16 protein-coding genes are annotated in these 25,288 nt (G+C 54.8%); 11 read left to right on the top strand and 5 right to left on the bottom strand.

Annotated features, from left to right (window positions below):
* Window positions 1–240 precede the first annotated feature (240 nt).
* Both NHH03_RS04520 and NHH03_RS04515 read right to left on the bottom strand, forming a co-directional pair.
* The gene (locus NHH03_RS04520) at window positions 241–2,757 is read right to left on the bottom strand and encodes a DUF1588 domain-containing protein (protein ID WP_253154559.1); all 2,517 of its coding nucleotides are present in this window, start codon (window positions 2,755–2,757) and stop codon (window positions 241–243) included.
* A complete protein-coding gene (locus tag NHH03_RS04515) occupies window positions 2,754–4,073 on the bottom strand; it encodes a DUF1552 domain-containing protein (RefSeq protein WP_253154558.1) in 1,320 nt (439 codons plus the stop codon). The genes NHH03_RS04520 and NHH03_RS04515 overlap by 4 nt, the downstream gene beginning before the upstream one ends.
* Before the next feature lie 480 nt (window positions 4,074–4,553).
* Between NHH03_RS04515 and NHH03_RS04510 the strand changes: the two genes are divergently transcribed.
* From NHH03_RS04510 to NHH03_RS04480, 7 genes are all read left to right on the top strand, one after another.
* On the top strand, window positions 4,554–5,819 hold the full coding sequence (locus tag NHH03_RS04510; protein ID WP_253154557.1) for an efflux RND transporter periplasmic adaptor subunit: 1,266 nt from the start codon (window positions 4,554–4,556) through the stop codon (window positions 5,817–5,819).
* A gap of 5 nt (window positions 5,820–5,824) precedes the next feature.
* Window positions 5,825–7,066 carry an ABC transporter permease gene (locus tag NHH03_RS04505; protein WP_253154556.1) on the top strand — a complete coding sequence of 414 codons (1,242 nt, stop codon included), beginning with the start codon at window positions 5,825–5,827 and terminating at the stop codon, window positions 7,064–7,066.
* Window positions 7,067–7,798 (top strand): ABC transporter ATP-binding protein, encoded by a 732-nt coding sequence (locus NHH03_RS04500; RefSeq protein ID WP_253154555.1) that lies wholly within the window; start codon window positions 7,067–7,069, stop codon window positions 7,796–7,798. It abuts the gene before it with no gap.
* A 313-nt stretch (window positions 7,799–8,111) separates the two neighbouring features.
* The gene (locus tag NHH03_RS04495) at window positions 8,112–9,923 is read left to right on the top strand and encodes a TolC family protein (RefSeq protein ID WP_253154554.1); all 1,812 of its coding nucleotides are present in this window, start codon (window positions 8,112–8,114) and stop codon (window positions 9,921–9,923) included.
* A 1,001-nt stretch (window positions 9,924–10,924) separates the two neighbouring features.
* Entirely contained in the window at window positions 10,925–11,212 is a 288-nt protein-coding gene (locus NHH03_RS04490) for a hypothetical protein (protein WP_253154553.1), read from the top strand.
* Between the two features lie 230 nt (window positions 11,213–11,442).
* On the top strand, window positions 11,443–12,555 hold the full coding sequence (locus tag NHH03_RS04485) for a slipin family protein (protein WP_253154552.1): 1,113 nt from the start codon (window positions 11,443–11,445) through the stop codon (window positions 12,553–12,555).
* A 233-nt stretch (window positions 12,556–12,788) separates the two neighbouring features.
* Entirely contained in the window at window positions 12,789–14,372 is a 1,584-nt protein-coding gene (locus NHH03_RS04480) for a porin (RefSeq protein WP_253154551.1), read from the top strand.
* 134 nt (window positions 14,373–14,506) lie between these two features.
* Here NHH03_RS04480 and NHH03_RS04475 read toward each other — a convergent pair whose 3' ends face one another.
* From NHH03_RS04475 to pta, 3 genes are read right to left on the bottom strand one after another with little or no spacing between them, the layout of a single operon-like run.
* Window positions 14,507–15,052 (bottom strand): TspO/MBR family protein, encoded by a 546-nt coding sequence (locus NHH03_RS04475; protein WP_253154550.1) that lies wholly within the window; start codon window positions 15,050–15,052, stop codon window positions 14,507–14,509.
* A 20-nt stretch (window positions 15,053–15,072) separates the two neighbouring features.
* Window positions 15,073–16,272, bottom strand: a complete 1,200-nt coding sequence (locus NHH03_RS04470; protein ID WP_253154549.1) for an acetate/propionate family kinase — start codon at window positions 16,270–16,272, stop codon at window positions 15,073–15,075.
* The gene (pta, locus tag NHH03_RS04465) at window positions 16,269–18,449 is read right to left on the bottom strand and encodes a phosphate acetyltransferase (protein WP_253154548.1); all 2,181 of its coding nucleotides are present in this window, start codon (window positions 18,447–18,449) and stop codon (window positions 16,269–16,271) included. Before pta ends, NHH03_RS04470 begins: the two co-directional genes overlap by 4 nt.
* A 701-nt stretch (window positions 18,450–19,150) precedes the next feature.
* On the opposite strand from pta, the gene NHH03_RS04460 reads away from it, so the two are divergent.
* The 4 genes from NHH03_RS04460 (at window position 19,151) to NHH03_RS04445 (ending at window position 24,847) form a co-directional block, all read left to right on the top strand.
* A complete protein-coding gene (locus tag NHH03_RS04460; protein ID WP_253154547.1) occupies window positions 19,151–19,843 on the top strand; it encodes a response regulator transcription factor in 693 nt (230 codons plus the stop codon).
* Entirely contained in the window at window positions 19,840–21,129 is a 1,290-nt protein-coding gene (locus NHH03_RS04455) for an ATP-binding protein (RefSeq protein WP_253154546.1), read from the top strand. Before NHH03_RS04460 ends, NHH03_RS04455 begins: the two co-directional genes overlap by 4 nt.
* Before the next feature lie 271 nt (window positions 21,130–21,400).
* The gene (locus tag NHH03_RS04450; RefSeq protein WP_253154545.1) at window positions 21,401–22,960 is read left to right on the top strand and encodes a sulfatase family protein; all 1,560 of its coding nucleotides are present in this window, start codon (window positions 21,401–21,403) and stop codon (window positions 22,958–22,960) included.
* A 267-nt stretch (window positions 22,961–23,227) separates the two neighbouring features.
* On the top strand, window positions 23,228–24,847 hold the full coding sequence (locus tag NHH03_RS04445) for a DUF5060 domain-containing protein (RefSeq protein ID WP_253154544.1): 1,620 nt from the start codon (window positions 23,228–23,230) through the stop codon (window positions 24,845–24,847).
* The last annotated feature ends 441 nt before the right edge of the window (window positions 24,848–25,288 follow it).

The following is a 25,288-nucleotide window of genomic DNA, read 5'->3' as shown; positions in this document are numbered from 1 at the left end:
GTCTGAACCGTGGCCGGTCCAGCTACGAGTGGGCACTCTAGTTTGGGGTCTGTCCCCCGGGGAGTTGGGAACGCTGATCGTGTTGGGGTTTGGCTGATTGAGGTGCGGGGAAGTTGGACCTTGGCAGGCAGCGTTAACGGGATCCCTCGCTGTCGCTTCGTGTTGCCAAAAACCAATGCCCCACGCGAAAGCGCTGGCTTCAAAAGCTACGGTTGGGGCCATTCCCCGCATTTGCGATTGCTAATTGCGATCGGCTAATGAGGAATCACTTCGAGTGCGGTAGAGAAATGCGTCGGAGGTGAGCAATGAGACGAGCAGCGCGTTCATGCTGCCGCCGTTGTCCTTGTAGGCTCGGTGGGCGTCCTGCAGGACGGGGGCGTCGTTGAGGGTTTCGTTGCGGCCCATCCAAAATCGAAAGGCGTGGCGGACGAAAACCTGTTCGGCGCGCTGGCTGCCGGCCAGCCTCCGAATCAGTTTGATCGCGTTTGCGACTTCGCCGTCCAGCGTGGGGTCGCCGGAATCGATGATTTCACCGGAGGTGTCAACGGGTTTGTCCTGTTCGGTCAAACGGTACAGTCCCGCGTGGTTGTACATTTCAAACGGCAGCCCCAATGGATCCATCTTTTTGTGACAGGTCCAGCAATAGTCTTCCCTGGTGACCCGCATCCGCTGCCGCAGTGTGTTCTTCGGCTCATCAGGCAGCATCGCGTCCACAGTGATCGGCACATCGGGAATTCCGCCGCCGAGCAGACGTTCTTGAATCCAGCGGCCGCGTCGGATCGCGTGATTGTCCATGGCATCGGAGTGGGAAACGAGCCAACTTGGATGGGTCAGAATGCCCAAGCGTTCACCTTCGGGGGCGGTGGCCAACATACGCTCTGGTTTCATAGATCCTCTGCCAAAGCTACGCCGACTAACACGAGCATAGATCTCTGGCCCCGAAAGATCTGCTTCGGTGACAAGGTGATTCGCATTGGAACGCTTGTTCGACTTTGTCTTTTCTTGCTCCGGCGGTTTCTGTCCTGGGTTTGCCTTCTTCCAAGCCTTCAGCTCGGTCGCCTGTTTTTCCGCTGCAGCGGCCCGGGCCTCTTTTTCTGCAGCAATGGACGCTGCAATTTCATCCTTGGAGCGTCTCCGCCCGAAGTAAAGGTTGTCGCCCTCGGTGACCACCACCTTGTCGGTTGTTAGCAATTGTTTCAGGACATCCTTGTCTTCTTGCAGGATCAGTTCAATCAAGCGATCGGTACTCGCTGACGCGTCGAACATCGCGCGATAGTGCGCTTGTCCCCTGTTGCTCGCTCCCGTTTCCGCCAACGCCTTCAAATCTTTGCAGATATAGCCGCCGAGGTCGTAGTCGAAGTAGTCGCGGAAGAAACGCAGCACGCGCGGCTTTCGGATACTGTCATCAGCCAGCATCCGCTGAACTTCGCGTTTCACATCCGCTCTGCTGCGCATCCGCCCTTGGACGATTGCCTGGCGCAGTTGTTCGTCCGGTCGGATGTATCGCAGTGCGTGATTAACCGCCAAACCCAGTTCCCAGTCCTGCAGCATGACACGGCCGTGCTGATCCGGTGTACCGCGCTCAGCCAATTCCGGTCTGAATAGCGCGTCGCGATCTAGGAACAGGGATGACAGACCCAGAACGGCACCCTCTTTCTTGCCGAGCTTGTCAATCGATTGGTTGACGAGGGATAGATAGGCGTCTGATTCCGATTGGCTGGGCGGCCGGAAGGTCAACGCTTCGAACAAATCGTCCACTGCAGCGCGAAGATTCTGGTCGGTGAAGCCATCTTGCTTCATCAGGTCATAGACGGGTGTCAGCGGACGGACGACCTTGGTGCCATAGACCAAACTGGTTGGCAGTCCACGAAGATCGCCTTTCATTTTGTCCGCGATCGATTTCGGGTCGTCCGTGATTTGATAGGGCTGGGCGATACTGAGCGGGCCATCCGCCATGTAGCGAATGATATCGCCGGCGATCCCCATGATCTGGGTCGCTTCGGCGCTATTGACGGTGTAGAAGTCGGGGTAGTTTTCCAGTCCATGATTGCGGGCCGACGACAGCACGGCGGGTACGCTCTTGACGGACGTGGCATAAGCGACTGTTCCACCCTGCCATTGGATGATGCGATCGGTGCCGAAGTAAAGCTTGAGTTCGCCGCCGTGATTCGTGGGAACCACATCGCCGTGAGTGCGCTGGCCCGGCTTGTCTGGATCGAATTCGGCTTCCGTGTTGATCAATTCGTTCAGACGCGTGATGTGTTCCTGCGGGGTCACGCGCCAAAGACGAGCCGGAGAAGAGGTTGGTATGAGTTTGATGTCGTCGGGCAGCGGACCGAATAGCAGTGCATGATCGAGGAAGTTGCCCTTGTTGGGATCGAGGTGAGCGTGAAACCCGCCCTTATCGCGCATGACCCGTGATAACTCCGCTACGATCCCATCCGAAAACTGCAACCGCTGAACCACCGGTGGCTGATCCATGTCGCTGGGCGGCATTTCTTTCAACGTGACCTGGGCCCACACGCTCGTCCACGTGCTGGCGTTGATCTCGTCGACCGGCCCCAGGTCATACAGCGACAGATTGCCCTCTGGATCGGTCTCGCCATGGCAGTCGACACAATGATCGGTCAGAAACGATTTGGCAAAGTTGTCGAAGTCTTGCTTTGTTTTTTGGCCGGGCGTGTAAGTCTGGCCATCGGCTAGGGACAGCAGGCCCCATGAAAGCGTGATTGCCAGGGCGAATCCAACTCGACTCATACCAGCACTTCCTTGAGAGGCCCGGTGCTGACGTCGAACTTCTTCGCCATTTTGTCGTCCATGTTGAAGCGATCGCAATTCTGGCCGGCAGCGCGCAGCAGCGATGTGTAAAGCGCGTTGATCGGTCGCTTGCCATCGAGTTGCGTGAAGCAACCGGTTTTAAATGCGCCGTCCAAGTTGCCCAACAGCATGACGGGCCAGTTGGCGCCTGCGGTGTGCTGTTTGTCCGCGTTGTTGCTGGTGTAAACAATCAACGTATTGTCCATCATGGTGCCGCTTCCTTCGGGCACGCTTTCCAACGCCTGCATGATCCGCACCAGCATGCGACTATTGTACTGACGAATTTTAATCCAGATCGGATTGTCGGGCTGATCCATGTGCCCAAGGTTGTGCCCCTGTTGCTCGACGCCCAATCCTTTCCACGCACCAAAGATCTCGCCACGACCAGACCCGATCGTCAGCGTGTTGGTGACACCGGACGTGAGTGCCGAGATACCGAGATCCAACAGAACATCGTGCCAGTCGGTTTCGAATTCCGGGTTGGTGTATCGCTGATCAACCGTGGGCGCAAATTTACGCAAGTGATCCGATACCGTGTCCAGCCGATCGCGCAGACCGTTAACATCTTTGAATCCCTGGACGTACTGGTCGTAGCGCTGTTGGTCGGGCGCTGGAAGCGAACGCCCCTTCATGGCAGCCAGCGTTTCGATTTGACTCATCACGCTCGAACGGGCTTCGTGTTGCAGTCGAATGTTGCCGGTGGAGATGCCGCCGTAGAGCATTTGATACAGATGATTCGGATTGGAATGCATGAAGATCGGCTGTCCCGCACCGCTGGCCGACAGAGTCGCAATCGTCGGTTTGGTCTTCATGTTCTCAATCGAGTCCATGCCGATGCACAGATGAGGCAGCAGGGTTTGCGGCAGCGCCTTGCTGAGTTCATAGTCGATGGTCGACGCACTGGGTGGCACGCCGTCGCTTCCGCGATAGCCGCCGAGCGCGCCAAAGAACGCGCTATGCGAGGGACTGGTGTGGAGGCCGTGCAGACCGTTGATGATGTGCAGGCGTTCTTTGTAAGGCTCGAGCGCACGGATCGGTTCGGGAAGTTTCGCGCTAGCCAGCGAGCCGCTGTTGGTCATGCCTTCGGGAATACACGTCTTGGGGTCGAAACCCTGATTCTGCATGAAAAAGACGATCCGCTTTGGAGTCGCATTCTGGTTGGGCGCAGCGACGACAGGCTGGGGATCCAACGAGGCTCCGAAGGCGGCACTGGAGCTCGCTGCGATACTCTGCAGCATTCTTCTACGGTTGAGCATGATCGATCTATCAGCGAGAGAAACGGTTGATTGTCTTCGATTCGTCTGCCTGAAGGGACTTGTCAATCCGTACAGACTCGGGCGTTGTGAAATCACACGCCGTGTTGGTTAGAAATCGCAGCTGGCAATTGCGAGGGAGGATGGTGTGGGGCGGGATTCGTCGGTCGAAATTCGACGCGGTGAATCCATTCTACCTGTCCCGTGAGCGTCCGTCACTAGAGTTTTTATTGCCAGTTTATCGTCGGTGCGATGCCGAACTTCCTACATCGGCTGTGTTTCGGCTCAAAGGGCCAATCCAGCGTGGTGTAGCCAGGTCTGGCGGCGGTTTGGATCGTGGTTCTGTACGTTCTGATACAGCCGTGCTGATGAACGATTCAAAGTTCGAGGCTATACTGTGCGGTTGAGCAGAAACACCGTGCGACCACAGGAACGTCTTCCTGTTCGCGGTCATTTTCGACTGGCGTGACACCCCATTTTTGGATGAAACGTATTTTTAAAGTACTGATGCTACTGAGCGTCGTCGGCGCGGCGGGAGCGGCTGGCTACCAACCGACGATGAAGTACCTGGCCAATCGCAACAAGGTGACTTGGGAAACGGCCAAAATTGAATCCGGTGATATCACGCGATACGTCAATTCGACCGGGACGATTCAGCCTGTACTGTCAGTGTCAATCGGTTCTTTTGTTTCAGGTCCAATCGTTGAATTGAACGTTGACTTCAATGACGAAGTCAAAAAGGGCGACATTCTCGCTCGAGTGGATCCACGTCTTTTCAAAGCCAACGTGGATCGTGATCAAGCAACCTTGGCAACCCGTGATGCCGACCTGGAACGTGTTGAGGCTCAGTTGCAGCAATCGTTGAACAACTACATGCGCGGCAAGCGACTGCGTGAATCCAACAGCGATTTCCTGTCCGACCGTGAAATGGATGCGTTGACGTTTGAAGTGAAATCGTTGCAGGCTCAACGCAAACTCGCCAAAGCGTCGATCCTGCAGGCCAGGGCGTCACTCGAAACCTCTCAAGCGAACCTTAAATACTGCGAGGTGACCGCGCCGGTCGATGGCATTGTGATCAATCGGTTGATCAACCCCGGTCAAACATTGGCGGCACAATTTCAAACGCCTGAATTGTTCGTCGTTGCCCCGGACCTGCGTGAAAAAGTTCACGTGTTTGCGTCTGTCGATGAGGCCGATATCGGACTGATTCAGAAAGCCAATCAGGACGATCGGCCGGTGACCTTTACCGTCGACGCCCATCCGGGCGAAGTCTTCAATGGTGAAATTGAACAAATTCGTGTTAGCAGTGTGGCAACGTCCAATGTGGTGACCTATCCGGTGGTGATCGCCGCCAGCAATGCCGAACTGAAATTGTTGCCGGGGATGACGGCGAGTATTTCGTTTGAGGTTGATTCGACCGAAGCGGTGCCGAAAATTCCCAATGCGGCACTTCGATTTTTTCCTGATGATGTGAAATTGGTTCGAGAGAGTGACCGCTACCTGATCGATGGTTCGGCCTGGAAAGCCAAGCCAAAGTCGGAAGCGGAGGAAGATGAAAACGCCAACCAAACCGCGGCAGAAAAGGCAGCCGCCCAAAACAAGAAGAACGAGCGCCATGTTTGGGTGGTTGAGGGAGACCGACTGAAAGCCATTGCGATTACCACCGGCCTGACTGAAAACCGATACACGGAAATGTCGAAGGGCAATCTAAAAGTCGGATCGGAATTAGTGGTCGGGAAGAAGGACTAGCTCAGATGTCCTTTTTCGATACCGTTCGAATTGCTCTGCGTGCCCTGCTTAAGAATAAGATGCGGGCGGTACTGACCATCATTGGGGTGGTCATCGGGATCGCGGCTGTCACCACGATTGTTTCCATCGGCCAAGGTGCCAGTCAATTGGTCAGTGGCGAGTTTGAAGCTCTGGGGACCAACGTCGTGCTTGTGTTACCCGGCCAGACGCGGCGCGGTGGGGTCCGCCAGTCGGGTGCACCGACGTTGACAGCAGCAGACTCGGATGCGATCGGCAGAGATTGCCCCGCGGTTCTGGCATCGTCGCCGATCGTTGGCACGGCGGGACAAATCATCTACGGCAACGAAAACTGGAACCCCAAAGAGATGCAGGGTGTCGGAGCGGACTATTTGGTGGTCCGCAATTGGGAGCTCGAAGCCGGCGGATTCTTTTCGAATACCGACATCGATTCCAATGCAAAGGTGTGTGTGATTGGCCAGACGCTGATTCCAAAATTGTTCCGCACGATCAATCCATTGGATGAAACCGTCCGTGTCAACAATGTGCCCTTCCGCGTGATCGGCATTTTGAAGAAGAAAGGCGCCAATATGGTCGGCGATGATCAAGATGATGTCGTCTTGATGCCGCACACGACCGTTCGCAAACGAATCAATGGATCGCCGCTGGACACCGTTCATGCGATCATGGTTTCCGCCCGTAGCACGGACCAGATGGGCAAGGCCACCAAGGAAATTGAAACGCTGATGTACGAACGGCACGATGTCGGCCCAACCGACGAGGCGGATTTCAGTGTTCAGGACACGACCGAGATCGCCGCCACATTGGGAATCATCACTGGCACGCTGACCTTGATGCTGTCGGCGATCGCGGGGATCTCGTTGTTGGTGGGTGGAGTCGGGATTATGAACATCATGCTGGTTTCCGTGACCGAGCGAACTCGCGAGATCGGGATCCGAATGGCAATCGGCGCGCGTGGAAAAGACATTCTGCGGCAATTTTTGATTGAGTCGGTTGTGTTGTCTTGTATCGGCGGCGCAATCGGCATCGCGTTGGGAACGCTGGCGTCAATGGGAGCCACGATGTTGATCAATGCCTACAAACCAGGAACGGATTGGCCGATGGTTGTTTCAATTCCGGCGGCACTGATTGCGATGGGATTTGCCGCCTCGGTCGGAGTCTTCTTTGGCTACTATCCAGCGCGTCGTGCCAGCAAACTCGATCCGATCGACGCACTGAGGTATGAGTAGATGGCGCTGATCGAACTAAACGATGTTCGTCGTGTTTATGATTTGGGCGAAGTGAAAGTACACGCGCTGCGGACGGTGACCCGCAAGGTGGAACTTGGCGAATACGTAGCGTTGATTGGAGCGTCCGGTAGCGGCAAATCTACGCTGATGAACACACTGGGTTGTCTGGATCGACCAACGCACGGCAGCTACCTGCTGGATGGCGAAGAGGTCGTGACGATGAATCGAGACCAGCGCGCCAAAATTCGTAACAAGCAACTGGGGTTTGTTTTTCAAAGCTTCAATTTGCTCAATCGAACCTCGGCGCTGGAAAACGTTGAACTTCCGTTGATGTACGGGACCAAGATTCCCGCTCGTGAACGCCGCGACCGGGCAATGGAAATGCTTGGGAAAGTTGGACTGGCCGATCGTTATCATCACCACCCCAGTCAACTTTCGGGCGGCCAGCAGCAACGTGTCGCGATCGCACGAGCGCTCGTCAACCAACCGTCAATTTTGATGGGCGACGAACCCACCGGCAACTTGGACTCGAAAACCAGTCGTGAGGTCATTGAGTTGTTTCGTGAACTCAATGAGGAGCAGCAAATCACGGTGATCCTAGTCACGCACGATCAAAACGTCGCCCGCAATGCCAAGCGGACGATTGTGTTGCGCGACGGCGAAGTCGTTGAGGACACCGAGGATTTTTTGCTGGCTAAAGCGGCCCTCGAATATGACCCCATGTTGGCGTAATCGCTACAGCCCGACTTTTTGTATCAATTGGGACCAGCGCTCGTTCCGGTCATGACGGCAAAATCAAAAATTTAGTTGAATTCCTTGCATCCGTCCGATTCGAAGCGATATGGACATCCATGCAAAACTTCGCTGCCTCTACCGTCTTTTGCTTGCACTGTGGGTCACTTCTGTAACCACCGTCGGCGGGCCGTTTTCGGGATTAGCAGACGAACCGTGCCAGCCAATTCTGCCCGAGCAACGTTGCCTTGAAATTCGCAGGCCTGGACAACTGTGCCAGGTCCCTGTGCCGTTCACGCAGCGGCCGGCTACCGTGACAGACCCACAATTTGATTTTCCGGAAAACTATCTGACGTTAAATGACGCCATCAACATCACGCTGGCAAATTCAGAAGTGGTTCGCGTGCTTGGGGGAGTCACCGCGACGACGAGTGGCAGAACGATTTACGACGCGTCGATCATCAACACGACGATTGATCAGCAGCGTGCCACGTTTGACCCTAACCTACGACTGAACAACGTTTGGAACCAGAACGAAACCCCCGCAGCGGTCTTTGACCCCTTCACCCCATCGAATGCGATCATCGGTGGGGTTCAAAATGAAGGCTACGGGCTGGACTTTGGGTTGTCCAAACGCAATTTGCTAGGCGGGACCACCAATCTTGGTGTCAACAGCAACACCAATCGAATCACGCCTGGGATTTTTCCGCTCGATCCCGCTGACCGCACAGCGACCGAACTCAGCTATAGCCAACCGCTGCTGCAGGGCGCCGGTCGGGTCGCCAACCAAGCACCCATCGTATTGGCTCGCATCGAAACCGAACGTTCGTACTTTCAATACAAGAGCGCGGTTCAGCAATCCGTCCAGGGGGTCGTCGCAGCGTACTGGTCATTGGTGTTTGCCAAGACGGACCTGTGGGCTCGCCGTCAACAAGTCGAGCAGGCTGAATTCGCTAACGACCGAACCATCGCTCGTGTAAGAACCGGCGATGCCAATGCGGGTGACCAAGCGCAAACACAAACGGCGTTGGAAAATTTTCGGGCCAATCTGCTCGCTTCCGAAGCGAACGTGCTGCAGCGGCAAGCTGCTTTGCTGAACATGATGGGTTTGCCACCCTACCAGCCGCAACGAACCACTCCGGTCACGCCGATGTTGGAAGAACTGATTGAGGTCGATTGGACCGCGATCAATGAGCTTGCGCAACGCGAACGGCCAGACATCATTGAATTGAAATTGATTCTGGAGGCTGACCAACAGCGTTTGCTGCTGGCCGACAACCAAGCTCGCCCACAGCTAAACGGTGTTGCTCTCTATCGTTGGAACGGACTGGAGGGAATCTCTCCGGCAGGCAATCGGATCCGAAGTCCATCGGGCGACTTCGAAGACTGGTCGTTGGGAGTCAACTTTTCCGTGCCATTGGGTTTGAGAGCGGAACGGGCAGGCCTGCGCCAGCGGCAATTGCTGATCACACGCGATCGAGCGAACTTGGATCAGGGGCTGCATCAGATGCAACACTTGTTGGCGCTTAGTCTGCGCAATATCGAACAGTTCTATGCCCAGTACGAACGTTTTCAAGCGGTTCGCAAAGCGGCTCGCACCAACCTCGAGCAACAGCTCGCGCAATACAACGAAGGCATCGTGCAGTTCATCATCGTCTTGCAAGCAATTGTTGATTGGGGAAACTCCGTCAGTGCCGAGGCCCAGGCGTTGTCACAATACAACACCGAAATTGCAAACCTTGAACTGCAAACCGGGACAATCTTGCAGTCGCACAACGTGGTTTTCTTCGAAGAACGATTTCGTTCGATCGGCCCGTTGGGACGATTGGGCGAGGAGAAGTGTTACCCGCGTGCCCAGCCGCCCTCGGCTTCGGTCACTCGTTATGACGGGGGAGAGCAACCGTCGGAAGAATACTTCAATTTGGAAGACCCTGTCAGTAGAAAACAGGTTTCCGGCAGCGATGCCGACGACTTGGATGTCGACATGGACACCGACGCAGAGTTTCAGAAGTTGGAGCAAAACCAAGACGGCCCCAGGTCGGATGCGGAGATTGACGAGCTGTTAGAAAGGAAGAGTGCACTGAGAACGTTTTCTGACTTTCTAAAGGCCAAATTGCGACGCTGAAAGAGGAAGAGGAAGGTTGGAACGCTCCGTCTCGTAGCGGATCCCGCCAGGGTTCCGTCGGTCTGGGTTGGGGAAACTGAACCGTGGCCGGCCCAGCTACGGGTTGTGTGTGCTCGTAGCGGATCCCGCCAGGGTTCCGACACGGTCTGGGTTGTTGGGCAGTCTGAACCGTGGCCGGCCCAGCTACGGGTTGTGTGTGCTCGTAGCGGATCCCGCCAGGGTTCCGACACAGTCTGGGATGTTGGGCAGTCTGAACCGTGGCCGGCCCAGCTACGGGTTGTGTGCGCTCGTAGCGGATCCCGCCAGGGTTCCGACACGGTCTGGGTTGGGGAAACTGAACCGTGGCCGGTCCAGCTACGGGTTGTGTGTGCTCGTAGCGGATCCCGCCAGGGTTCCGACACGGTCTGGGATGTTGGGCAGTTTGAACCGTGGCCGGTCCAGCTACGAGTTGTGTGCGCTCGTAGCGGATCCCGCCAGGGTTCCGACACGGTCTGGGATGTCGGGCAGTCTGAACCGTGGCCGGCCCACCTACGGGGTGTGTGCGCTCGTAGCGGATCCCGCCAGGGTTCCGACACGGTCTGGGATGTCGGGCAGTCTGAACCGTGGCCGGTCCAGCTACGGGTTGAGTGCGCTCGTAGCGGATCCCGCCAGGGTTCCGTCGGTCTGGGATGTTGGGCAGTTTGAACCGTGGCTGGCTCAGCTACGGGGGTGAGTGCGTGAACTACCAGCGTTGATGGGATCGTCGTCGAACGGTGGAAATCTACTGTTTTTCGAAAACTCAATGCAGCAAAGGACATGCACACGTACAAATCATTCCGTTCACGTATGCGGGTTTATCAAAACAAGATCTCGTTTTTATCGTGTTGACTACACCTCGAACCTCGAACCAAATTTGATCGACGGTGTCATGGGTGTTGCGATCGGTGGGTGTAAATTCCGGCGGCGCGGTTTCCTCGTGAGTTCTACGATTGGTTCTCCGTGTTCCGTAAACGGGTTCTGCATTGGCACCTTCCGAAGTAGCTCAGTGGTTAGAGCATCAGGCGATTAACCTGACTGTCGCGGGTTCGAATCCCGCCACGCACCAGTTGGTGAAAACCAACACCCCGAGGCGCGAAAGCGTCCACCATGAAGCTGGCGGGCATTCGGTTGCCTTGCCGAATCGGCTGACAGGCGTCAGCGACCTTGGTCGTCAAATGTCTGCTTGGCAACACGATGGTTTCGCCTTGCAGGTTTGCAGACGAATCATCGAGCAGCATCGGTCAAAACTGAAGACGCGCTTTGATCGCTGATGAATCACGCTCGGCCTCGGCCAAGCCGCATTCATTGGCGCAAAGATCGAATTCAGCGACTGCCGGTCAAGCTCGATGATCCCGAGCAAACTTCCGCGAATGTTTCGTGTGATTCGGTGAACAATCGTTTGCCCAAAAGCCTCCTTCTTTCAACCCAAATGACAAACGAAGCCGCTGGCGATCCGGCAATGAAGCTCGCCGCAATTGTATGAGTGGAGTACGACCAAATCATGTTCAAGAAGATCCATGTCCGTAGTTATGAAGTGGGCCTCAAGTTTTGCGATGGTGAATTCGCTGGCTTGCTAGGTTCGGGCAATCACTTTGTCTTCACTCGGTTTGGCAAGACCAAGGTTCAAGTAATCAGCAGGCGAGACCCGTGGATCACCGGCGGCGACGCAGGCGATCAATTGGATGTGATCGTGAAGTCCGGCGCGCTCGTTGGCAACGCAGAGATTGTTGACCTAAAGGATGATCAGCGCGCGTTGGTCTGGATTGACGGTCGATTCAGCCGTGTGCTTGGTCCTGGCCTATACGCCTATTGGACTGGTATTCGCGACGTTCGCGTCGAAACGGTCACGATCGCAAACGCACGGTTGGAACATGATGAACTTGCGTCGATCGTGCGAGGTGCCGATGCAACTCGATTTTTAGACGTTTGCAAGGTGGATCGAGATCACACCGGGGTGTTGTTTATCGATGGGCGTTACACCGATCAACTCGGCCCGGGCTTGTATGCGTTCTGGAAGGATGCAGGTGACGCTCGGGTTGTCGAGATGGATTTGCGTGAATCGCAAGTTGACGTGTCGGGCCAAGAGATATTGACCGCCGACAAGGTGACGTTGCGGATCAACGCAATGGTGACGTTGGTTGTCAAGGATGCTCGCCGCGCGGTCAGTGCCTCGGACGATGTGCGGCAATCGATCTACCGCGAAACGCAACTGGCGTTGCGCTGTGCGTTGGGTGGTCGAGAACTTGATGCATTCCTGAGCGGGAAAGACGATCTAATCGATGAACTCGAGCAGAACGTTCGCGACCGAGCGGAGACGCTCGGTTTGGAAATTGTCGCGGTGGGAATCCGTGACGTCATTTTGCCAGGTGATATGAAGGACTTGATGAACAAGGTGACTGAGGCCAAAAAGGCGGCCGAAGCCAACTTGATCGCTCGTCGTGAGGAAACGGCGGCGATGCGTAGTCAAGCCAATACGGCAAAGTTGCTGGCCGACAACCCAACGCTGATGCGGTTGCGGGAACTAGAGATTCTCGAAAAGATCGCCACAGCCGGTCATATGAACATCGTGCTCGGTGAAAAGGGACTCGCCGATCGGGTGGTGAACCTGCTGTAAACCACGACGCCCGCAGCGGAGCAATCCGTCGCGGGCGTTTTGGGGCAATTCCAGGTGCAAACCCGTCTCTCGACCAAGCCGTCACATTGGCTGGATACGTTGACTTTGCTGGTATCAACGGATGAGTTCACGCAGTCCTGGCGATTCTGCCGAATCCTCCCATTGAGTCGGTTTTGGTGACCAACAAGGATTTGTGAATTCACAGGAATCCGTGATGCTGGCGGAGTTTAAGGATGGGCGAACCAAAGTCGGTAACGCATCGGATCGCTGATTTCGATCAGTGGTCCAGCTGTGTCGCAGACTTGATTTTCGCTTTCGCGGTGAAAATGCCAGCGGCTGTGCTGCTGGTCTTCACCTGGTTGGTTACCACCCTACCGTCAGCGGTCAATGGGCAGGATTCGTCCGAAACGACGCCAACCATCGAGCAGCTTCAGGTTCAACTGAACGAACAAGCTGCGCAAATTCGCGAATTGCACCAGCTGCTTGAACCGCATAACGACAATTTTGGATTGCGGCCCGATTCAGCAAGCCAGGGCTGCACGTCAGGCATGATCGAGCGTCTGCCGCTAGTCGTTGATCTGCCGGTGGATGGGAATTGCGATGATGCTGAGATGCACGGCGCCAGCAAGACGTTGGATTTCTATGCCGGCTACGATCGCGGGTTTGTGATCCGACCGTTTGATGCTCGCAAGCATCCGTTTGACCTAAAGGCCAATGGCTGGATTCAGTTCCGGTACCACGGTTTTTCCAGACAGTCGGATCGTTGGACGGACAACGCCGGAATCACTCGGCCGATACAAAATCGCAGTGCATTTGACATCGAACGTGCTCGGCTGGTTTTTCGCGGTCACGCCGTCGATCCGCGTTTGACCTATTTCCTTCAAATCGACGGCGATACCGATGACGGGCATGCCGTTGACTTCTTCGACTACTGGTGGGCTTGGCAACTGACGGATCGTTTTCAAATTTTGATGGGCAAACGCAAGGTGCCCGCTAGCCGTCAATGGTTGTTGCCTGCGCGACGGACACGGTTTGCCGATCGGCCCATGGCGAACGACTTTTTTCGACCAGATCGAACGGTGGGAATCTTTGGGATCGGCCGGTTTGCCCAGCACGGGCACTATCGAGTAATGGTGGGCAACGGTTATCGGACCGCGAACCTTCCCAATGCTTCGACCGATAACCGAGTCACGTTTGCGGCGACTAGCTTTATCGAACCGGCTGGCGACTTTGGCGGTCAGATCGTGGATTTCGATCAAACCCAGACTCCACTTTGGCGACTCGGTCACTCATTCGTCTATTCTCCGCAAACATCTCAGCGCAATGGCACACCGCTCGACGAAACAGACTTCGTGCGACTCGCGGACGGGACGCGTTTAACAGAAACCGGAGCGCTGCTGCCCGGCGTGACGGTTTCTGCGTTTGACATCTGGCTGTACGGTGTCGATGCCGCATGGAAGCACAAGGGTTGGAGCGTGACATCGGAGGTTTTCCTGCGATGGATCGAGAATCTTCGTGGTGACGGAACGCTCCCGACGCACGAAATTTTTCAACAGGGATACTATGTCGAGGGGGGCAAATTCCTGGTGGCCAAGCAGTTGGACGTCAACGTTCGCTATTCACACGTCGACGGAGAGTTCGGAAACGCCAATGAATATGCTGCAGGTCTCAACTGGTATCCCTTGGCAAAGCCGACCGTAAAAATCACCTTTGATGTTACACGCCTGGACGGCAGCCCATTGCAAAACCGAACTAGCGATATTGTGGTCGGCGACGACGGTGTGCTGTTTCGCACTCAGTTTCAAGCGGAATTCTGACACAACCATCCGGCTACCGCGTTCGATCAAGCGATCGGGTTTCAGCAAGACAACGTGATCCGTTTTGGAAAACGCTTGATTGACGACGAAATCACAGATCGCGACCGACAGAATTGATGCGAGAAACGGCGCTCTCACAAGTTGTTCACCGTGATGGTGAATTGCAATACAGTCGCGATGGATACCCAGATGAAGTAGGGGATTTGGGCCAGGGCAATCCAGCGGTGATGGGGCCAAATGGCTTTCATCATCCAAGGAATCGTGCACCAGACGATGGCAATGTCGATCGCGGCCAGCGGCAGATTTTGCAACCCGAACTGGATCGGTGTGAAAGCAAGGTTGGCGATCAAGTTGATGGCGAAGGGGATTGCCACCGACCACGGCAGTTGCTTGCGGAGGGCGCGGTAGAAAACATAGCCAAACGTGACCAAGATGATCGGGTAAAGAATCTGCCAGATCAGACTGATCGTGGACGGATCCGGCGTCCATTCGGGTTTGTTCAGAGCGTCGTACCAGTCTCGCCAATTCATGGTTGTCTCGTCAGTAGAAACATTGAGAATGCAGGCCGCCAAACCTGGCAGGTCGCCGCCATCGCGCGCGGTCCAATGCCCAATACTTGATTTGAATGTTAACGGCAAGGCAAGCAGGTTACGGACGCGTCGAGCTGGCGCTGCATTCACCCGATAGAAATCGACGTGTCCTAATCTGCCGCGACCGTTTGCAGCGTTTGCTGAGCGATCTCCAGTTCTTCATTTGTAGGCACGACAAATACTTTGACAGCGCTGGTAGACGATTGGATTTCTCGAATACCGGGGCCACTTGATTCGTTCCGTTGGGCATCCAATTCGATCCCGATGTGCGCCAGCCCCTGACAGCTTTGCTGACGAATTTGTGGCACGTTTTCCCCGATGCCCGCGGTAAACGCGATCGCGTCTAGTCGGCCTAGGACGGCATAGTAGCCGCCCAGGTATTTCTTGATTCGATAACAGAAGAGGTCAATTGCCAAACAAGCCAAGTCGTCGCCCGTCTGGGTACGTCGAAGCACCTCACGCATGTCGTTCACGCCGCAGATCCCTTTTAAACCACTTTGCTTGTTCAAGAGGGTGTCAATTTGATCCAGACTCAATCCTGCCTCAGATCCCAGGTAGAAAACAACTGCGGGGTCCAGGTCGCCACTGCGCGTGCCCATCACCAGACCCTCCAGTGGTGTCAGCCCCATTGATGTATCGATGCTTTTGCCGGCGCGGATGGCCGCCGCACTGGCCCCGTTGCCGAGATGGAAAACGATGATGTTCAACTCGCTGAGCGGCATGTTCAGTGCATCGGCGACCTGCCGGGTCACGTAGTGGTGCGACGTTCCATGAAAACCGTAGCGACGAATCTGGTAGCGTTGGTAGTACTCGCGTGGAATCGCGTAATGGTACGCATGTCGCGGCAACGTTTGGTGGAATGCCGTGTCAAACACCGCGACCTGTTGGACATTTGGAAATGCTAAACGCGAAATCTCGATCCCCAGCAAGTTGGCGGGATTATGAAGGGGAGCGAGCGGAATCAAACGCCGAATGGATTCGATCACGTCCTCATCGATCCGTGTCGGACCAGAAAAAAGTTCGCCACCGTGTACCACGCGGTGTCCGATGCCGACCAAGAAGTCACCGTTGCAAAACGATTCGTTCTGACCGAGCGATTCTCGGATCAACTGCATCCCGTATTCATGATTCGGAATCGCAACCGGAATGCGGTCCGAATGGGTGCGTCCAGCCGATTTGCGCTGGTAGCAGCTTTCGGGTTCGCCGATGCATTCGAGCAGGCCTGATTCAAGAACGTGCATGCGATTCATGTCGAATAGTTCGTACTTGATGGACGAACTGCCCGAGTTAAGAACGAGAATCTGCTTCATTTCAACGTCTCAACCTGCTGGGCCTGAATCGCAGTGATTGCGACGGTGTTCACAATATCGGTGACGGTGCAACCACGACTAAGATCGTTGATGGGACGGTTCAATCCTTGCAAGATTGGGCCGATTGCAACCGCGCCCGCACTGCGCTGAACAGCCTTGTAGGTGTTGTTTCCAGTGTTGAGGTCTGGGAAGATAAACACTGTTGCGCGTCCGGCAACGTCGCTATCGGGCATTTTGGTACGGGCGACCGATGGATCAACGGCAGCGTCGTATTGAATTGGTCCATCCACTCGTAAGTCGGGCCGCAAATGACGCACGATTTCGGTCGCCCGTTTAACCGTTTCAACGTCCTCGCCGGTGCCTGAGAGGCCGGTGGAATAGGAGAGCATCGCAACGATCGGCTCGACGCCGAACGCCTGTGCGGTTTCGGCAGAGCTGATGGCGATATCGGCCAATTGCTGGGGTTCGGGGTTTGGATTCACCGCACAGTCGCCGTACACCAGCACGCGATCTTTCAGGCACATTAAAAAGACGCTGGAAACGATGGAGCAACCGGGGCGTGTTCGAATGATCTGCAACGCGGGGCGGATCGTTTGGGCAGTGGTATGGTCGGCGCCCGACACCATCCCGTCGGCAATTCCCTGCTGCACCATCATGGTTCCAAAAAAACTGAGTTCCTGGATGGTATCACGAGCCCTCTCCATCGTGACCCCTTTATGTTTCCTAAGCTGGTAGTAGCGTTCTGAAAACTCGTTCAAGTAGGGATTGTCGCATGGATCGATGATTTCGACCTGCTCCAATCCAAGTCCCAGGCTAGCGATTGTGTTGCGAATCAAATCGGGAGCTCCTAGCAAAATGATCTCGGCGACACCGCGTCGCACTAGAATCTCCGCGGCGCGCAGCACGCGTTCGTCGTTCCCTTCCGGCAGAACGATACGCATTCGTTCTCGCTTTGCCTGTTCGATCAATTCATACTCGAACATGTCGGGCGTGACCGCGATTGAACGGGCGACATCAATCCGATCGATCAGTACCTTGGATTCAATGCATGATTCAAAAACGCCGAGTGCAATCTGTATTTTCCGTTCATTGTCCGCGGAAATCACGCTGTCCACTGCCATCACATTGCGCACGGTTTCGTAGGTGTCGGTGGTGACCAAATAGATTGGAATCAGCGGGCGGCGAAAGCCTTCGATCAGCCGGATGACGGAATCGTCAGGCATGATTCCGCCGGTCAACAGAATACCGGCAATCATGGGATAGTTTTCCGACGCGACCGTTGCCAAGCATCCGAGCAGGATGTCCGATCGGTCTCCGGGCACAATCACCAACTTGCCTTCTCGCACGCGGTCAAGAAAATGAGGAAGTTGCATGGCGGCCACAGAAACGCACAGGATATCGCGATTCGAATCGCCCTCGCTGTTGCGTAGTGGCGTCGCGTTGAGTTCCTTTGCGACAGCGGCAACGGTGGGAGCGTGCAACGACGGTTCTTCGGTGACTAGAAAGATGGGGTCCTCAAACGTCCAATCGGCTTGGAATCGATCTCGCATTGACGGCGCAGCTTCCGCGCTAACGCGGTTGGCGATCGTGGCGGCAATGGTGCAACCTTGTTCTCGCAAAGCCGAGCGCGTGGCTTCGGCGGTTTGACGAATCTTGAGAGTGGACTTGCCGTGACCCGAGATCAGATTCAAGACTGGCGTGCCCAACTCGTTCGCGATCCGGGCATTCAGGTCAAATTCGAAGGAGGATGTGATCCCGGTGTAGTCCGTGCCTTCGCACAAAACGAAATCCGATTTTGACTCGATGGCTTTGAACTTTTGAAGAATCTGTTTCAGCAGCTCGGCAACACCACGCTCGCGCGTCAAGCTGATCGCCTCGTCAGAGGTCACCCCGAAACTTGTCTCGTAGGACTGATCGAGCGAGAATCGGCTGAGAACCAATTCCGTATCGTTGTCGGGTCTATCGCCGGAGCGGATGATCGGCCGAAAAAAGCCGGGACGCTCGACTCGACTGGAAACCAGCTGCATCAGGCCCAGAACCACAAGCGATTTTCCACAATCCGGTTCACAGGCGGCGACATACAGATTTTTTGCCAACGGAGGCCCCTTCGAGACGAAAAATGCGATTGAAAAGGTGAGGATGCATTTGAACGCGATGACCAAAAACATTGTCACCATGTTCGGCGATCAAGGGCTTGGGTTCAATCAGCCATGGTGACAATCCGACCGACGCCATTGACGAAACGATACACACTGAAACGAATTGGTTGTTGTTTCCAGTGAACCGATGCCCGACAATTGACCAATTGTTCGCTTCGGCCGTTGGATTGCGCTCTCTCCGTTCGTGGCAGACATAGACACATTGCGAGTGGTCAAGCCAACCTTCGCGGGGCGGAACTTTTGAGGTTGCGCTTTAGCAATTCACTCTCCCAAGGAGAGTGAAAAGATCGAAGCGGCAATTTGCCGAGTCATTTGCGTTGAAAAGGCTGATTTGCACTTTTATGGTAAACCGATGCGTGAGCGAGGGATTTAGGGTGTTGGCGGGATCCCTCGCTGACGCGTCGGGTTACCAAAAACCATTGCCTCACGCGAATGCGTAACTTCAAACCACGCAACCGACGTTTAATCGCCGTACGAGGAGATTGGACAGGATCAGTGCCATGAATCGGATCGAAAATCGACGCCATTTTGAATGGCAACACATACGTTCGCCGTGGGTGTCAATTGGCGCGCCGTTTGGACGGAGTTGACGTTGGTCCGACCTGTTTTCTGTCGCTGCAAACGCATCGAACGGGGCGCCGATGATGTGGAAGTGGATAGAATGGACGAATGTTTACAAAAGTGTGGTAACAGTCTCAACAATGTCGCTTGAAAAATCTGTGAATCATCAGGTTCTGCTGGTCGAAGACGACGCGGCGCTTGCGTCAATGGTGCAAGAATTTTTGGTCGGTGAAGGGTTTGATGTCGCCGTTGAATTCAACGGAGTGACGGCCATCGAACGAATCGAGCAAGAGGCCTATGATGCAGTTGTCTTGGACATCGGTCTGCCTGGAACAGACGGTTTCAATGTTTGTCGTAGCGTACGTCCGATGTACGCCGGCCCGATCATCGTGTTGACGGCACGGGGTGAAGAAATCGACGAAGTGATCGCCCTCGAGGCGGGCGCGGATGATTTTATGTCCAAACCGGTTCGCCCGCGCGCGTTGTTGGCACGACTGAAAATGCACCTTCGACGTGGGGACCGAACGGAGGGTGTTGCCAACGGGCAAACGATCGTGGTTGATGATTTGCAGATTGAAGAATCCAGTCGCAGCGTTGCGATCGGCGGCGAGGACGTCGAATTGACAACCGCGGAATTTGATCTGCTGGTCTACTTGGCCAAACGCGCCGGGACCGTGGTTCAGCGCAAGGACGTTTACATCGATTTGCTGGAATTACCCTATGACGGATTGGATCGCTCAATCGATCTGCGAGTGTCGCGTCTGCGCCGGAAGCTAAACGACGATCCCACTCAACCGAGCCGGATCAAATCTGTCCGTGGTGTTGGTTATTTGATGGCAAGGAACACATGACACGGTTGTTCTTTCGCTTTTATCTAGGGGTGATTTTGATCCTGTTTGTTGCCTGGATCATCCAGGCTTACGTGTTCCGCGGTACGACGGAAGCGGCGAACATTGGTGTGATCGAAGACGCACTCGGTGGCGCTGCGTTGTCGGTGCGTGATGATCTGATTGCCGGTGGAATCGACAATCGGGGTGAAACTCTGCAGAGAGTACAGACTCGGTTTGCGTATCCGGTCAGTCTTGTGAAGCGATCCGAGCGGCCGATGCCAGATTCGATGCGTGATCGGATGGATCGTGGCGAAGCGGTTATGTTTTGGGGCATGATCGATGCAAACCTTCCCGATTCAGATTTGCTAGTCGAACTGGGGCCACTTCCGAAATTTGCTGGACCGTCACAGCGGGATGTTCTGTTGGGGCTTGGCAGCGTGTTTCTACTGGTCGCCGGGGCGATCGCAATTTTGATGCGTCCGATCGCAATTCAGTTGCGAACGGTCGAGCGAGCGGCGCTCGCAATTGCAGAGGGAGATCTGTCGGCACGAATTGACGAAGTTAAACGCAAGCGGGGGCTTCCAATCGTTGGTGCGTTCAACACCATGGCCGATCGTGTCGAGCGTCTGCTGCGATCACAAAAGGAATTGTTGCAGGCCGTGTCGCATGAATTGCGCACGCCGTTGGCAAGGATCAAGTTCGCTACGGAACTGGTACGATCGGCCCCAGATGAATCCACGCGGCAACAGCGACTTGATGCGATTGATCATGCGACGGATAACCTGGACGATCTCGTGGGGGAATTGCTTCACTACACAAGGTACGATGAAGAATGTTCCCAACCGGCTCGCGATCACGTGCTGATTGATGAATTGGTTAGCGAATCGATCGCTGTCTATGCACCGCTACATGGGGCGATAGCGTTCCAGGGAGTCGATCCGTCGCCACCGATCGAAATCGTGACCTACCGGGCCGGGTTGTCGAGGGCGATCGGAAATCTTGTTAGCAACGCTGGCAAGTACGCAAAGTCTCAGGTCATCGTCGACGCTGTGATCGAGCAAGGGACAGTGTCAATCATCGTTGACGATGATGGCGACGGGATCGCGGAATCGGATCGTGGATTGGTTTTTGAACCTTTCCAGCGATTGAGCGGCAATTCCCCGCAGAGTGATTCGCCGCCCGGCAGCGGATTGGGGCTGGCTTTGGTGCGCCGTATCTGTCGGCGGCTTCACGGCGAAGTCACAGTTAGCGCCAGTCCACTCGGTGGCGCCCGTTTTCAGATCCGTCTGCCTACGGACAGCGTCTGAGTGGGGCAACCAAGACTCTTAGCGTCGCACGTTTGATCGGGACCAAGCGGCCAGTCTCGGATAGCCAGCGAATTTCCAGAGCTGCATTCCAGACCCAAATTGTTTTGGATCGGCCACCGTCCGGCAAAAACAATCTAAGAAATCGCAATTCAGGCAAGCAGCAAGATGTTGAATCGTTGAGAAGTCAGTAATCTGGAACAACCCAGTAACCTGGAACAACCCAGTCGCAGCCCCCGCCCGCCTTTCCCTCCTGTCCGTTGATGAGTTGCTCATGCCATTCAAGTTGTCTCATTGCGTCGCTTTGCTTTCCGTTCTGGCCTTTGCGGTATCGACCTGTGCGACTGATGCTGCACGACCAAATGTCTTGTGGATCACCATCGAAGATTGGTCGCCGGATCTTTCTTGCTACGGTACCAAGGGGATTGAAACACCGAACGTCGACAAACTGGCCGCCGAAGGCATTCGATACGAGCGGGCGTTCACGACATCACCTGTCTGTTCGACTTCACGCTCCGCGATGATGACCGGTTTCCATCAGAATTACATCGGCGCGCAACAGCACCGTACCGACGACAAACGCCCGCTGCCCTACGGCATTCGACCAATTCCGCATTTGCTTGCCGACGCCGGCTACTTCACCTGTTTGATGAGTTGGAAGACGGACTGCAATTTTCTTCCAGACAAGAAGGAAGAGTTGTTCATGGGCGTGGACTGGAGCGAGCGAGAGCAGGACCAGCCGTTTTTTGCCAGAATCACGTTCGGCGGAACGCATCGAGCTTGGAATCGAGATCCTGTTCGACCAATCGACATTCACGATGTAGAGTTGCCACCATACTATCCCGATACGCCATTCATCCGTCGCGACTGGGCCAATGGATTGGAGCAGATGCAACTGGTCGACCGCGAGGTAGGCGCATTATTGAAACGATTGGATGACGAAGGTTTGGCAGACAACACGATGGTCTTCTTTATCGGTGACCATGGTCGATGCCACATCCGCGGGAAGCAGTTTCTGTACGACGAAGGGACGCGAATTCCTATGATCATGCGTTGGCCAGGAAAGGTTGACGCCGGACAAGTCAACGACGATCTGGTGATGTCGATCGACATTTGTGCCACGGTCTTGGAGGCCGCTGGTGTGACGCCGCCGGTTCCTTTGCACGGCAAAAATTTGTTCAGCGATGAAGTGAAGCAACGCAAGTACGTCTTCGCAGCTCGTGACAAGATGGATGACACGCACGATGCCATGCGCAGCATTCGGTCGCAGGATCACAAGCTGATTCTGAATCTGATGCCAGAGCGAGCCTATTGCCAATTCAGCTTTTACAAAGAGAGCGCCTACCCGCCGTTGGCTGAGCTAAATGTATTGAATCTGCAGGGGAAACTGACGCCGGAGCAGGCGGCGTTCATGGCATCTGAAAAGCCGGAAATCGAACTGTTTGATCTTCGCAAAGACCCGCACGAGGTGCACAACGTTGCCGATCAACCGCAGTATGCAGCCGTTAAAGCGGAATTGCTTGGCGATTTGGAAGACTGGCGACGCAATGTCATTCACGATCAAGGCGTGACGGATGATTTTCGCGGTGTTGGGGTTTTTCCAGCGGTCAATCCGTTGCCGACAGTTGGTCAATGGGTCCAGGAGAACGCGGACAAATACGATTTCGGGAAAGTTGGCGTTCCCGGTTGGTATCCGACCCGGACGCTTGAAGAGTGGCAATTGGTCCGAAAGGCATGGGAACCCTGGGTGTTCCGCGAACCGACGAGCAAGATGAAGCGCCCCGTGATCCCGTTCACCAAAAAGCCGAGTCAAAGGAAGACGAAGACGAAGTGATGCAGCGGAGCGGCCAAACATTGTCCTGATGGTCGCGGATGATCTTGGGTTCAGCGACGTTAGGCATTCATCGCAATGAGACGCCTGGTGGTTTGCATGCCAACATGCGCCGCATTGATGACAGAACGGTGCACCTCGCGTGTCGTTGTTTGGGACAAAAACCCACGCGACACTTGCTCGGCGCAGACGAACAAAAGATGGCTGACGTGTTCTTCAATTCTCCTGTGCCGCAGCGCTATGTTCGGCAAGTGTGTAAAGTCAATTTCTATGATCCGAGTTCATTTACAATTCACGTTCCTACTCATTCTTGGCCTTCTTTGTGTCCAGGCAAATGCGATTGAAACGGTCGACCACCAGCAAGACAAAGCGTTATCGGCGTATCAATACGATGTGATCGACATCCGATTCCAAATTGAACCGGCGTCTTCGGAGCCGACCGACGTCGAATTTTCAGCGACTTTTGAGAGTGATTCTGGACAGTCGTTGACGGTGGCTGGGTTTTACAACGGCGAGAGCGAATATCGAATTCGGTTCACTCCGCCTGCGGTCGGAAACTGGCGGTATGCAACGCGTTCAACCACAGCCGATCTTGACGGCAACGTCGGCAAGCTATCGGTGCATCCCGCTCGCGTGGGTCGAAAGGGCGGCGTTGTTGTTGATCCAGACAATCCCCGGAACTTCGAATATGAAAATGGCGAGCAATACTATCCGATTGCATTTGAGTGCGACTGGTTGTTCGCGTTGGATGCGGAAAACGATTCCGACATTCCGGTGACTCGGCAATTTGTCGACACGTTGGCCGAAAACGGATTCAATCAAGTGGTGATGAATGTCTTTGCCTATGACGTGAACTGGAAGAAAGATAATCGACTTCGGCCAGAATTTGATTACGGACGTCCAAGTGTCTTTCCATTTGGTGGCAACAATGAAAATCCTGACTATCAGAAACTGAACGTCGATTATTTCAAACGCCTGGACCGTGTCATCGACTACTTAGATCAGAAAGGGATCGTGGCTCACCTGATGGTTTACGTCTGGAACAAAGGCGTGGCGTGGCCGGAAGCGAAATCCGAAGCTGACAATCGCTATTTCGATTTTGTTGTCCGACGCTATCAGGCATATCCCAATCTTGTTTGGGATATTTCCAAGGAAGCACTCGGCTACGGGCACACGGATGTCAACTACATCACCGATCGGATTGAACGACTGCGCCGCGCCGATGTCTTTGACCGACTCGTAACGGTGCACGACTACAGTTATTGTCGACGGTTTTCCCAGAACGTCGATTTTGTTTCAGTGCAACTGTGGAGTTCTGAGCTTTACAGCGTGATGCGCAACGTTTGTGAAGCGATCGCGGGCAAGCCGATTTTGAACATCGAACACGGGGGCTATGAACGGGGACCCTACGAAGTCTTTAACGGCAACTACACCTCGCCGGAGGTCTGTCTGCAGCGCGCCTACCAATGCGTGTTTGCTGGTACCTATCCCACTCACTATTGGCAGGGCGCCGCCTGGAATGTGATCGTTGCAAACATCGATGCGTTGCCACAGCAAGATCGACCCCGTCTGGAATACTACCGCCACATGCAGTCATTCGTGGATCGATTCAAGCTGGGTGATTTGATCGCGGGCGACAAGAAAAGTAATGCGGGCTTCTGTCTGCACAACGGCAATGATCTGTACGTGTACTACGTCCCCAAAGAATGCGATTACTTCGGATTGCGTCTTCCAAAGGATCGTGGCAACAGGATGACGACGACCTGGTTTGATCCGCTGACCGGAAACTTTGATGAACCCGTTCACCAGAAGATCACGCAGTGGCCGACGGTGAAGACGCCAAACGGCGATGGATTCCATTTGTTGGTCGTCAACGTTCATCCGGAATAGGACTCTGCCTTAGGTTAAGAATTGACATGCAAAAGTGAACTCCAGCTATTCAGAATTTGCTGCCAGCGGGTGACAATCGGTGTGGATTCACCGACGCTCGTTTGCAGATTTTGAAAGATGCGCTTTCGCAATTCACTCTCCCACGCCGCAGGAGAGTCGGACGTCTAAGCGGCCGGAGAGGGTTCTCGGAAAGCCCCTCTCCGCCCCTGAGAGGCCGACTCTGCCTTTCAAAACTCACGCGTCGGCTTGCGATAAAAACGCCTTTTCAAACTTTGCACATGGGGGCAGCTCATTGGTTGGTCACCCTCGTTTACTCACCGAACATTGTTTAATCACGTGATTAAGACGGTCGTCGAAATTGCGTCATTTCTTAGGAGATTCATGATGGCTCGTTCCGTTCATTTTTTGACTCGAATAGCAGTCGGTTGTTTGACGCTTGCG

The sequence above is a fragment of the Stieleria tagensis genome, assembly GCF_024129865.1.
Classification (GTDB): Bacteria; Planctomycetota; Planctomycetia; order Pirellulales; family Pirellulaceae; genus Stieleria; species Stieleria tagensis.
The sequence above is the reverse complement of the archived record's forward strand: the minus strand, read 5'-3'. Positions and strand labels throughout refer to the sequence as shown.

Bases quoted from the DNA above. Each gene is read 5' to 3' on its own strand.
- NHH03_RS04520 (WP_253154559.1), bottom strand. From the start codon at position 2,757: ATGAGTCGAGTTGGATTCGCCCTGGCAATCACGCTTTCATGGGGCCTG.
- NHH03_RS04515 (WP_253154558.1), bottom strand. From the start codon at position 4,073: ATGCTCAACCGTAGAAGAATGCTGCAGAGTATCGCAGCGAGCTCCAGT.
- NHH03_RS04510 (WP_253154557.1), top strand. From the start codon at position 4,554: ATGAAACGTATTTTTAAAGTACTGATGCTACTGAGCGTCGTCGGCGCG.
- NHH03_RS04505 (WP_253154556.1), top strand. From the start codon at position 5,825: ATGTCCTTTTTCGATACCGTTCGAATTGCTCTGCGTGCCCTGCTTAAG.
- NHH03_RS04500 (WP_253154555.1), top strand. From the start codon at position 7,067: ATGGCGCTGATCGAACTAAACGATGTTCGTCGTGTTTATGATTTGGGC.
- NHH03_RS04485 (WP_253154552.1), top strand. From the start codon at position 11,443: ATGTTCAAGAAGATCCATGTCCGTAGTTATGAAGTGGGCCTCAAGTTT.
- NHH03_RS04480 (WP_253154551.1), top strand. From the start codon at position 12,789: ATGGGCGAACCAAAGTCGGTAACGCATCGGATCGCTGATTTCGATCAG.
- NHH03_RS04470 (WP_253154549.1), bottom strand. From the start codon at position 16,272: ATGAAGCAGATTCTCGTTCTTAACTCGGGCAGTTCGTCCATCAAGTAC.
- pta (WP_253154548.1), bottom strand. From the start codon at position 18,449: ATGGTGACAATGTTTTTGGTCATCGCGTTCAAATGCATCCTCACCTTT.
- NHH03_RS04455 (WP_253154546.1), top strand. From the start codon at position 19,840: ATGACACGGTTGTTCTTTCGCTTTTATCTAGGGGTGATTTTGATCCTG.
- NHH03_RS04450 (WP_253154545.1), top strand. From the start codon at position 21,401: ATGCCATTCAAGTTGTCTCATTGCGTCGCTTTGCTTTCCGTTCTGGCC.
- NHH03_RS04445 (WP_253154544.1), top strand. From the start codon at position 23,228: ATGATCCGAGTTCATTTACAATTCACGTTCCTACTCATTCTTGGCCTT.